Here is a 9,711-nt window from a genome sequence, read left to right as displayed (position 1 = left end):
GCCACCCCGGGGCGGCCCCCCGCCCGCGCGCCGCCCGCCGGCCGGCCCCCCGGGGCCCCCAGCGCCACACCTCAACCCGCGGGTGTGGGAAGTCGCCGGGGCCGACTCCCCACTCCCGCCGGTCAGTTGTCGGACAGCTTGTCGAGGACCCACTCGGCGAGGACGCCGGAGACCGCGCTGTGCTCGGTGTTCTCGGTGTCGAAGGCGACCTCGTTGAGGAGGAAGCGCTCGGGGTCCTGGCCGACGAGGTCGAGGAGGTTGAGGTTCGGGTCGACGTCCCACTTGATCGGGTCGTAGACGAGCGCGGAGGCGCTGACCGCCGGGACGAAGGCGCCGCTGCGGTAGTCCTCGCTGATCTTCGCCTTGATCGCGTCCGCGACCTTGCCGAAGGAGTCCAGGGTGCCGCCGGGCACCCCGTCCAGGGCCGGGACCTCGGTGGTGGTGGAGCGGCGCATCGACAGGCCGGCGTGCATGCCGCCGATCCGCTGCTCGGTGCCCCGGTCGGGCTGGAAGCGGGCGGTGGCGCTGGCGACCAGCGCCTGCCAGTCGAAGGCGATCTCGCCGGCCGGCAGCGGGCGCCCGGTGCCGTCGCCGCGGCCGTTGGCGACGCCGAGCAGGCGGGGGCGCTGCGGGAAGTTGCCGAGGTCGGCGAGCTCGCGTACGAAGTCGGTGCGCAGCTCGCTGGTGGTGGCCACCTCGCCCGAGTACTTGGCGTCCGGCACCCAGGCCCAGAGCAGCTGCTGGGCGGCGGGGCTGCGGATCAGGTCGGCCTGGGAGGGCTCGCCGGGCTTGGCGGGGGAGAGCTTCTCGAAGAAGTACGCCATCTGCTGGAGGATCAGCGGGATCCAGGCGCCGTTGTGCGGGGAGTCCCAGGACAGGTAGGTGCCGGTCTGGTGGTCGAGGCTGTCGTTCTCCAGCTTGGCGAGCGCGTAGCGGGTGATGATGCCGCCCATGCTGACGCCGCCGACGGTCAGCGGCTCGGTGCCGACGCGCTCCTGGATGGCGCGCACGATCGCGGCGCGCGCGACCTCGGCGTTGTGCTGGATGTGGGTGTGGCGCTCGTCGAAGCCGATCAGGACGATGTCGTAGCCGCGGGCCTGGAGCTGGTCGAAGAGGCCCGGACGGCCGCTCTCGTACGGGGCGTTGAAGTGGTTGAACAGGGCGGGCAGGTCGCTGGGGCCGTAGTTGAAGCCGTCGGCGAACAGGAACGGCTTCTCCAGGTGGGTGCGGCCGTTGCCGTAGTAGACGGCCGCGGTGCCGTGCGCCCGCTCGCCGGGCAGGTGCCAGGTCTCGTCGGGCACGCGCTCGCCAGGGAGGCCGATGTCGGTGGTGAAGAGGATGTCGGAGGCGATGGTCGCCGCTAGTTCGGCGAGTTCCTCGGGGGTGAGGTCCGTCCCGCTGGTGGCGAGGGAGGTGGAGACGTCGATACGGGGGTTCACGGCCATGGTGTACCGCCTCGGTTCGGGGGGCTGGTTCGTGATCGACCGTAGTGGATTGATTACTCAGTGCACCAGGCGATGACCGGTAGTGGCCGGAAGCGAGCGGCGTTGACCGCTTCGGGGGCGGAAGTCGTCTGACGGCGCCGCAGGTCCGCCATTCGGGACCGGACTACCGTTGGGCCGTGACATGGAGTGAAACGGAGTACCTCGACTACCTGCGTTCGGAGCGGCGCGGCTACGCGTGGGTCATGCAGCACTACGGTGGCCTGTCCCCGGAAGAAGCAGCGAAGGCCGCTCAGGGGCGATACCCGTACGAGCCGGCCGACGAGCCGTTCCGCGGGCTGATCTTCCACGACGAAGCCTGGCACTGGGCGATGCTGGCGATCCACGGCGATCGATACACAGTGGAGCACCCGGAGCTGGTGCACCCGCCGTCCGACTACGAAGCCTTTGAGTAGTTGATCAGTGGGATGGCGCGTCGGGCCTGACGGCGCCGCAGGTCCTCCCGGGCGCGACGCGCGGTACGGTCCTGCCATGTCGCAACCTGTTGAAGCCACCTCACCTTCGTCCCCCGTGACGGCGGACGACCTCGACCGGGCCGTCCAACTCGCCGTCGCCACCCTCCGGGAGGCGCCCGCGCAGGCCTGGGAGGGCAAGGCCGGTTCGCTGGAGTGGGACTGCTGGGAGACCGTCGAGCACCTGAGCGACGACCTCTTCGCCTACGCCGCCCAACTGGGCCCCAGGACACCGCCCTTGGACGGCGAGGTGCCCTTCGTCTGGGAAAGCAGGAGGCCCGGAGGGCCCGCCAACGCGATCCACGCGGACCGCGCGGCGGGGCCCGCCGGGCTGCTGCAGGTGCTGGAGGCGAGCGGCGCGCTGCTGGTCGCCATGGTGCGCGTGACACCGGCGCACGTCCGTTCCTACCACGGCTACGGCGTCTCGGACCCGGAGGGCTTCGCCGCGATGGGGGTCGTGGAGACCCTGGTCCACACCCGCGACCTCGCCGAGGGGCTCCAACTCGCCTGGACCCCGCCCGCCGACCTCTGTGCGAGGGTCCTCGCCCGGCTCTTCCCGGACGCCCCGCAGGGCGCGGACCCGTGGGGGACGTTGCTGTGGGCCACCGGCCGGGGCGAACTGCCCGGGCACCCCCGGCTCACCACGTGGCGCTGGGACGGTACGCCCAGGTCGTAGGCGGTCAGCGGGCGTCGAACTCGCCGGTGCGGACGGCGGTGATGAAGGACTGCCAGGCGGTGGCGGTGAAGAGGAGGGCGGGGCCGTGGGGGTCCTTGGAGTCGCGGACGGGCATGGCGTCGGCGAAGTTGTCGGCGACTTCGACGCACTGGCCGCCACCTCCGCCGCTGTACGAACTCTTCCGCCAGGAAGCGCCAGTCAGGTCGACATCCACTCCAAGTCCCTCCTTGCCGCGCGAATGAAAGCTCGCGATTCGGCCTGACCAAGGGCATCGACCGCAATAAGGAGGGCCGTCATGTGGGTGAACGGCCGCTCTTCACCGAGGGAGAACGGCGCTATTTGGATGATCACGTCGCGGCGAGTGCTCATCCGCTCCAGGTGGAGCAGTTGTTCGATCATGACATCGCGCCCGCCGACGGCCCGCCTGAGGCAGCTCTCGTCCAACACGACATGCAGGAGCGGGGGAGAGGACCGGTCCAGGAGCCTCTGGCGGGCAAGCCTGAACTCGATGCGCTCCTCGGCCAGTTTCTGGGTCGCAGCGCCTTGCCTGACAAAGCCCATCTGAAGCGCGGTCACGTATCCCCGGGTTTGCAGGAGCCCGTTGATGAAGTCGTTCTCGAAGATCCTGATCTGCTCCGCGAGGCCCTCGTAGCGCGCGTATTCCGGGAAGCCCTCCAGGATCGCCGCATTCCTTAGCTGATACCACATCAGCAGCATGGTGCCGCTGGTGTCGAGCGCGATGTCGGCGAGCTCACGACTCGGAGGTCGGTGCGCAAGTTCGACGTAGGAGAGGTGCGACAGGGAGCACTCCAGGCGCGGTGCCAGCTCGTCCAGGATGAGGCCCCTGGCCTCGCGGAAGTTGCGGAGTTGGATCCCGAAGGGCGCCCACGGGCTGGACTCCGGGTCAATCCTTCTTCTTGTTCATGGCAGTCCTCAACTTCCAGCGTGCCCGTAGGCAACTCGCATGCTGCTTCCGATCGTAGGCACTCCTGCCCCACCATGTGCAACAGAACGTCAACTTGACCCGGCCCTAAAGGGACCGGGCTTGTGGGTAGGGCGCGGCTGGCTGCCGCGTGGCCTCCCACGTCTGAGCCACCTATGGGGTGGCTGGGACGCGTGACTCACGCCCCGCTCTCCACGCGGCCTCGCCCTTGCGGGCGATGTTGCGGGAAGCGTTCCGGTCAGCGTGGGCAACAACCCCGCAGGACCGGCAGACGAACAGGGCCTGGGAGACCCGGTTCTTCTTGTCGATGTGGTGGCAGTCGGCGCAGGTCTGCGAGGTGTACGCAGGATCGACGTGGACCAGCGCGACACCGGCGCGCTGCGCCTTGTACGCGAGGAAGGACCCGAGCTGGTGGAACGCCCAGGAGTGGATTGCGACCCGTTGGGGCTTGCGCAGCCGTGCCCGGTTGCGGATCCCGCTCAGATCTTCGAGCGCGATACCCTTCCCGGTGCGTTGAGCCTCGGTCACGATCGTCTTCGCGATGACGTGGTTGGTGTTGGCGGCGTGCCGCCGTTCGGTGCGGTTGCGCTTCTTCAGCAGGCGTTTGGCGGACTTGGTGCCCTTGGCCTGGAGCTTCCTGCGCAGGTCGAGCTGACGCTTCCGATGGCGGTTCAGCCCGCGCCCGGTCATCTGCTTCATGCCGTCCACCGTGGCGATGTTGACGATCCCCAGGTCTACCCCGAGCCATCCGGTGGGTTCGGCCACCGGCTCGGCGGGGACCTCGCACACTGCGATCAGGAAGAAGGCGCCGTCGCGCTCGACCAGGTCGCTCTCGCCCCTCCGGTACAGCCGAAGGGTTTTCAACGCCCCGGGCGAGCAGGCGAAGGCCAGGCCCTTCATCCGACCCGCCGTGGTCCAGATCGACACCGTCCTCGCGTCGTACTGCCACGACAGGCACCGGTCGTCGAACGGCTGAGCAGCGCTCTCGCGGAAGCAGACCGGCTTGGACTGCGCCCTGGCCCGGCGCTTGGACCCCGGCTTGCCGAGGTGCCCGGCCCGGATATTGGCCCTCAGCGTGGCGTAGGCGTCCACGACCTTCTTCACCACCCGCACAGCGGGCTGGGCCGAGAGGCCGAACTCCGCCTTGACCGCGCCGTACACCAGCTTCTGCAGGTCGTTGCGGGAGAAGACCTGGCCCTCGAACGCCGCGACCGACACTGCGTCAGCGGCCCGGTTGCACGCACGCAGGGTAGCCCCCAGCGCCGACGCCTGCTCAGGCGACGGCAGGAGCTTGACCTGCACGACGATCTTCACGCTCAGCAAACTAACAGGAGGCACTGACAGTGCGGGCCGACCGGCAACGAAACGAACTCCGGCACTCCGCCCCCTACGACTCAAGGACCAATTCCTCCCAGGGCTGAAGCCCTGGGCTTCCTTGGAGATGCCAGGTGAAACTCCCATCGCAGAGAGTTCCCTCCCATGACCCATGCCCAAGTCTCCCGCCTCCACGGTTACGGCGTCCGCTGGGACACCGAGGCCCGGTGCTACCGGGTGCGCAACGAGTGCACCGGCGCGTGGCTGTGCAAGCCCAATGGTGAGCGCAGCGGCTTCTCCTCCTTCACCGAGGCCTTCTCGGCCTGGCGCCTCTTCGAGGTGCACAGGCGCCCGGGGGAGCAGTGACCCTCTCCCGCGTGACCGCCGAGCAGCGGCGCCAGGCCGCCGCCGTCCTCGACGACCTCACCACCGTCCTCGCCCTGGGCTGCGTCCACCTGCCCACCCTCGAAGTCGACTGGGAGACCGGCAAGTCGACGTGCGAGTACCTGCTGCGCTTCACCGCCCGCCCGCTCGACCTGCTGCGCATCGTCGACCTGCTCCGCAAGGGGCTGCGGTACGAGCGCCTGACCTATGACGACTGAACTCCTGGCCCGTCTCGTCTGGTGGGCCTGCTTCTCCGTCCTTCTCTTCGCTGCCCTCAGGAAGTGAACTCCCCATGCACGACCCCCGTCTGCTCGCCAAGCCCCCGATCTGCCGGCTCGGCTGCCTCGTTCTCGTCCGCAACCAGCGCGGCGACGTCCTGCTGGTCGACCCGGACTACCTGGACGGCATGATCCTGCCCGGCGGCGCCGGCAAGGTGAACGAGCCCCCGCACCGCGCCGCCGCCCGCCACCTGCACGCCCAGACCGGCATCATCCTGCGCCTCACCCACGCCGTCGCCCTCGACTACACCCCGTCCGACCGCTACCTGGAGCGCTTCAGCGTGGTCTTCGACGGCGGCACCGTGCGCGATACGACGGAACTCGCCGTCCCCTCCCAGAAGCGCAGCCGCCTGCTCGGCGCCCGCTTCGTGCCCGTGCGTGAACTCCCGCTCCACATGGCCCCCTCCCAGGCCGCCCGCACCGCCGAAGCCCTCACCGGCCGCGCCCTGCCCCTGCTCCTGCACGGCCAGCGCCCCGACTGAGCGAGCGCCAGGCCACCCCCGGTCAGCCCCAGGGCGGATCGGGGGGGGTCTCCCCATGTCGCTCCCGGCCGGTGCGCCCGACACTCGGGGCATGCGCATCACTCGGGCCGGCTGGGCCGTCATGACCGTGCTGTCGACACTGATCGCCCTCTATGCCGCCAAGTACGCGAGCTTCGACCCGGACACCTACTTCAGCGAACAGCGTGCCACCTACCTGGCGCACCAACTGCCCCTCGGCATCCACATATTCGGCGCACTTGTTGCTCTCGCCTTCGGGCCCTGGCAGTTCTCCGCCCGCCTGCGCGAGCGCTCGCCGCGCTGGCACCGCCGCATCGGCGTCGCGTACCTGCTGGGCTGCCTGGTCGGCGGGATCGGGGCGCTGCTGATGGCGCCGCTCGCCTACGGGGGAGTGGTCGCCCGGCTCGGGTTCGCCTGCCTGGGCGTGGCCTGGCTGGCCACGGGCGGCACGGGGTTGCGGATGATCCTGCACGGCCGGGTGGAGGAACACCGGCGCTGGATGGTCCGCAGCTTCGCGCTCACCTTCGCGGCCGTCACGCTCCGGCTCATGCTGGCGGTCGCCATGGTGGCCCGACTGGACTTCCGCACCTCGTACACGGTGATCGCCTGGCTGTGCTGGGTGCCGAACCTGCTGCTGGCGTGGTGGTTCACCCGGGTTCGCCCCGGGCGGCCCGACCGCTCACTCGTTCGGGTGAAGGTCGTACCGGGTGGCGAAGATCTGTAGCAGGCTCCTCCCTGGCTGACGAACCGTCAGCGAACCTCGTCCCCACGGAGAGCGCCATGGCTTACCCGAAAGACTTCAAGTACACGAAGGAGCACGAGTGGGTGCACGCCACCGGCAAGGGTAAGGCGCGGGTGGGCATCACCGACTACGCCCAGCGGCAGCTCGGTGACATCGTCTTCGTCGAACTCCCGGAGGTGGGCCGCGAGTTCGAAGCCGGCCGGCCGTTCGGCTCGGTGGAGTCGGTGAAGTCGGTCAGCGAGCTGTACGCGCCGGTGTCCGGGAAGGTCGCGGCGATCAACGGCGACCTGGATTCGGATCCGGAGGATGTCAACGCCGATGCGCACGCCGCGTGGATGATCGAGCTCGACCTGACCAAGCCCGCCGAACTGGACGACCTGCTCGCGGCCGCCGAGTACGAGGCGTACATCGCGGAGGAGTCGCAGTAGCAGGCCCCGTCCGGTCCCCGGCCCGGCCGCCCGCGGATCACCGCGTCCGGTCGGGCCGAGCCCGGCCGGCGCGCCCGGGAGAAGGGGTGGGTCGCGGACGCGCCCGGGCCGCGCGCGGCTTCCCGAGGGCGGCGCCTGTGATGCCGCGGATCACCCCTGGGGGTTCCGCCGGGCCGTGCCGGAGGCCCCTGCGGGGTCACGAGATCATGAACTCCCCGGTCGACAGGGCACGCTTGACGATCCGCACGTCGCCGATCCAGCCGTGGAGGATCTTGTCCAGCACACCGGCGTACTCGTACCCGCCGAGCATCCACGGCCGCCCCAGGGTGCTCAGGCCGACGGCCGGGGTCGACGGGTTGCGGGCCACCTCGCAGCCGTCGACGTACATCCGGTTGAGCCGGCCGTCGTTGACGACGGCGACGTGCCACCAGTGGTCCAGCGGCAGCTGGTGGCCCCAACAGGTCGAGGCGCCGGTCTGGTTGAGCGGGTACACGCACCACTGCAGGGCGGGCGCGTCGGAGACGCTGAGGGTGACGATCGGCTCCTGCGGGTCGGTGGAGTCGCCGCTTTTTCCCGCCTCGCCGCTCATGCCCCAGCGGCTCAGCAGCGCCGACCAGGCGTTCTGCCCCGGGGTCCAGTCCGCAGGAAGCTTGAAGAAGGCCTCGACGGTGTAGCCGTGCTCGAAGGTCTCGCGGTTGACGGGCGCGGTGGGCACGGTCTGCAGGTACGCGCCGACCGGCGGCCTGTTGCGGGCGTCGAACAGCAGGCTGCCGTGGCCGGGCTGGTCCGGGTGGTGGTCGGCGGACCAGGTGAGCGCGGTGTCGGGGGCGCCCGGGGTGGACTGGAGGACGAGGTCGTTGCCCTGGCCGCTCAGGTCCCGCACGCCCTGGCGCACCGCCGTGCCCTCCTTGCCACCGCCGTCGAAGCGCCAGTAGGCGAGGGTGTCGCGCACGAGCAGCTCGTTCGCGGGGCGGGCCGGGCGCTGCGGGCGGGGGGCGAAGCCGGCGAAGCGGCGCTCGAAGTCGACCGGGATCGAGAAGCGGTCGACGTCGGAGGTCAGTTCGGCCTCCCGGGCGGCCAGGGCGTTGCGGTCCTCGGCGGCCGTCTGCAGGATCCAGGGGGAGAACGTCGACACGTCGATGGTGTTGCGGTCGAGGTCGAAGCGGTAGGTGCGGATCATCGCGGCGCCGCCGTAGTAGCGGTCCTGGTAGTTGGTGATGTGGACGTGGACGTCGTGGCCGGCCTTGTTCTCGAGGACGGTGCGCCCGGGCGGCCAGTAGTGCCCGTTCACGGTGAGGAACACCTGGTCGTTGCCGCTGACGAGTCCGTCCCAGAGCCGGTTGCCGTAGTCGGACAGCGCCGCTTTGCCGCCGGCGTCCGCGTAGGCCATCTCGTGGGTGGTCAGGATGACCGGCAGTTCCGGGTTCGCGGCGATCATCCTGTTCGCCCACGCGAAACCGGCGTCCGACAGGCGCCAGTCCAGCGAGAGGACCATCCACTGGCGCCCGGCCGCCTTGAAGACGTGGCAGGTGTTGTACCCGTCGGGGCTGGAGGCCCGGTAGCCGGGCGTGCGGGCGGCCCTGGCGGGGGTGAAGGTGTCCAGGTAGGGGGTCGGGCCGCGCTGGTCGTCGGTGGCGGAGCGGACGTCGTGGTTGCCCGCGAGCACGCTGTAGGCCACGCCGGCGTCGTCCAGCAGCGCGAACGACTTCGTCACGGCCGCGTACTCGGCGGGCAGCCCGTGCTCGGTGACGTCGCCGAGGTGGGCGAGGAAGACGATGTTGTCGTCCCCGCCGTCCTCGCGGTTGGTCCCGCCGTCGAGGACGTAGCGGAACGACGCCTCCAACGGGGCGGGGTGGATCCGGTCCTCGTCGAAGAGGTACTGGGTGTCCGGCATGACGACGAAGGTGAACTGACGGCTGTCCGGGTCGGGCTCCCAACGGTCGCCGCGGGTGCTGTGGTCGCCGTGCTCGCCGCGGGGTGCGGGCGTGCCGGCCGACGCGGTCGCGGCACCGCCGAACACCCCGAGCCCCGCCGTGCCGACCCCGGCCCCCAGCAGCCCGGCCCCGCGCAGGAACCGCCGGCGGCTCGCCGCCGCCGTCCCCGCCCCGTCGAGGTCCGCGGTGCGGGGGCAGGCGCACGCGTCGGACGGATGGGATTCGTGCATGATCGCTCCAAGCGGTGGTGTGGCCCCGGACGGTCCCCAGACGCTAGGAACCGAACCTTGTCGCAGGTCATCCACGTGGCCACGCCGCGCTGAACAGCGGCGTAATGCCGCGATCGCGACACCGGGTCAGCCCGGCGGCGGCGTCCCCCGGGGTAAACCGTTTGGCGGAGGACGGCGGCCGCTGCTACCTTTCCGGCAGGCCGTGCGAGAGAACGAGGAGGTGGTACCCGTGGACACAACGACATGGGTGCTCTCCTCCGGGGTCACGGTCGGGCGATAGGTCGTCGTCCGGGAGCGCCGTTCAGCAGCTCTCCCGAAAGGCACGACC

Annotated in this window: 12 protein-coding genes and 1 pseudogene; 7 read left to right on the top strand and 6 right to left on the bottom strand. The window is 70.4% G+C overall.

The window, feature by feature from the left end:
• Nucleotides 1–122: 122 nt before the first annotated feature.
• Nucleotides 123–1,445 carry a hypothetical protein gene (locus tag ACFVXG_RS25025; protein ID WP_387930636.1) on the bottom strand — a complete coding sequence of 441 codons (1,323 nt, stop codon included), beginning with the start codon at nt 1,443–1,445 and terminating at the stop codon, nt 123–125.
• 176 nt (nt 1,446–1,621) lie between these two features.
• On the opposite strand from ACFVXG_RS25025, the gene ACFVXG_RS25020 reads away from it, so the two are divergent.
• Complete coding sequence (locus ACFVXG_RS25020) at nt 1,622–1,897, top strand: hypothetical protein (protein WP_387930635.1); 276 nt, start codon at nt 1,622–1,624, stop codon at nt 1,895–1,897.
• A 76-nt stretch (nt 1,898–1,973) separates the two neighbouring features.
• A complete protein-coding gene (locus ACFVXG_RS25015; RefSeq protein WP_387930634.1) occupies nt 1,974–2,630 on the top strand; it encodes a hypothetical protein in 657 nt (218 codons plus the stop codon).
• Between the two features lie 4 nt (nt 2,631–2,634).
• Here ACFVXG_RS25015 and ACFVXG_RS25010 read toward each other — a convergent pair whose 3' ends face one another.
• The 4 genes and pseudogenes from ACFVXG_RS25010 to ACFVXG_RS24995 all read right to left on the bottom strand — a co-directional run bounded on the left by ACFVXG_RS25010 (nt 2,635) and on the right by ACFVXG_RS24995 (nt 4,887).
• Nucleotides 2,635–2,844 carry a DUF397 domain-containing protein gene (locus tag ACFVXG_RS25010; protein WP_387930633.1) on the bottom strand — a complete coding sequence of 70 codons (210 nt, stop codon included), beginning with the start codon at nt 2,842–2,844 and terminating at the stop codon, nt 2,635–2,637.
• Nucleotides 2,829–3,347, bottom strand: a complete 519-nt coding sequence (locus tag ACFVXG_RS25005) for a DUF5753 domain-containing protein (protein ID WP_387930632.1) — start codon at nt 3,345–3,347, stop codon at nt 2,829–2,831. The genes ACFVXG_RS25010 and ACFVXG_RS25005 overlap by 16 nt, the downstream gene beginning before the upstream one ends.
• A gap of 15 nt (nt 3,348–3,362) precedes the next feature.
• Nucleotides 3,363–3,503 (bottom strand): annotated as a pseudogene (locus ACFVXG_RS25000) (helix-turn-helix domain-containing protein); the annotation flags it as partial.
• A 223-nt stretch (nt 3,504–3,726) separates the two neighbouring features.
• Nucleotides 3,727–4,887 carry an RNA-guided endonuclease InsQ/TnpB family protein gene (locus tag ACFVXG_RS24995; protein WP_387930631.1) on the bottom strand — a complete coding sequence of 387 codons (1,161 nt, stop codon included), beginning with the start codon at nt 4,885–4,887 and terminating at the stop codon, nt 3,727–3,729.
• Between the two features lie 165 nt (nt 4,888–5,052).
• Here ACFVXG_RS24995 and ACFVXG_RS24990 point away from each other — a divergent pair, with 165 nt between their 5' ends.
• The 5 genes from ACFVXG_RS24990 (at nt 5,053) to gcvH (ending at nt 7,219) form a co-directional block, all read left to right on the top strand.
• Nucleotides 5,053–5,253 (top strand): hypothetical protein, encoded by a 201-nt coding sequence (locus ACFVXG_RS24990; RefSeq protein ID WP_387930630.1) that lies wholly within the window; start codon nt 5,053–5,055, stop codon nt 5,251–5,253.
• Nucleotides 5,254–5,264: 11 nt separating this feature from the next.
• A complete protein-coding gene (locus tag ACFVXG_RS24985) occupies nt 5,265–5,489 on the top strand; it encodes a hypothetical protein (protein WP_387930629.1) in 225 nt (74 codons plus the stop codon).
• Nucleotides 5,490–5,563: 74 nt separating this feature from the next.
• Nucleotides 5,564–6,031 (top strand): NUDIX domain-containing protein, encoded by a 468-nt coding sequence (locus ACFVXG_RS24980; RefSeq protein ID WP_387930628.1) that lies wholly within the window; start codon nt 5,564–5,566, stop codon nt 6,029–6,031.
• 91 nt (nt 6,032–6,122) lie between these two features.
• Nucleotides 6,123–6,773, top strand: a complete 651-nt coding sequence (locus ACFVXG_RS24975; RefSeq protein ID WP_387930627.1) for a DUF2306 domain-containing protein — start codon at nt 6,123–6,125, stop codon at nt 6,771–6,773.
• A 56-nt stretch (nt 6,774–6,829) separates the two neighbouring features.
• Nucleotides 6,830–7,219, top strand: a complete 390-nt coding sequence (gene gcvH / locus ACFVXG_RS24970; protein ID WP_387930626.1) for a glycine cleavage system protein GcvH — start codon at nt 6,830–6,832, stop codon at nt 7,217–7,219.
• Between the two features lie 196 nt (nt 7,220–7,415).
• Here the strand turns inward: gcvH and ACFVXG_RS24965 are convergent, their stop codons facing one another.
• Nucleotides 7,416–9,383 (bottom strand): LamG-like jellyroll fold domain-containing protein, encoded by a 1,968-nt coding sequence (locus ACFVXG_RS24965; RefSeq protein ID WP_387930625.1) that lies wholly within the window; start codon nt 9,381–9,383, stop codon nt 7,416–7,418.
• Nucleotides 9,384–9,711: the final 328 nt, after the last annotated feature.

The sequence above is a fragment of the Kitasatospora sp. NPDC058162 genome (genome assembly GCF_042884005.1).
In the GTDB taxonomy this organism is placed as follows: Bacteria; Actinomycetota; Actinomycetes; order Streptomycetales; family Streptomycetaceae; genus Kitasatospora.
The sequence above is the reverse complement of the archived record's forward strand: the minus strand, read 5'-3'. Positions and strand labels throughout refer to the sequence as shown.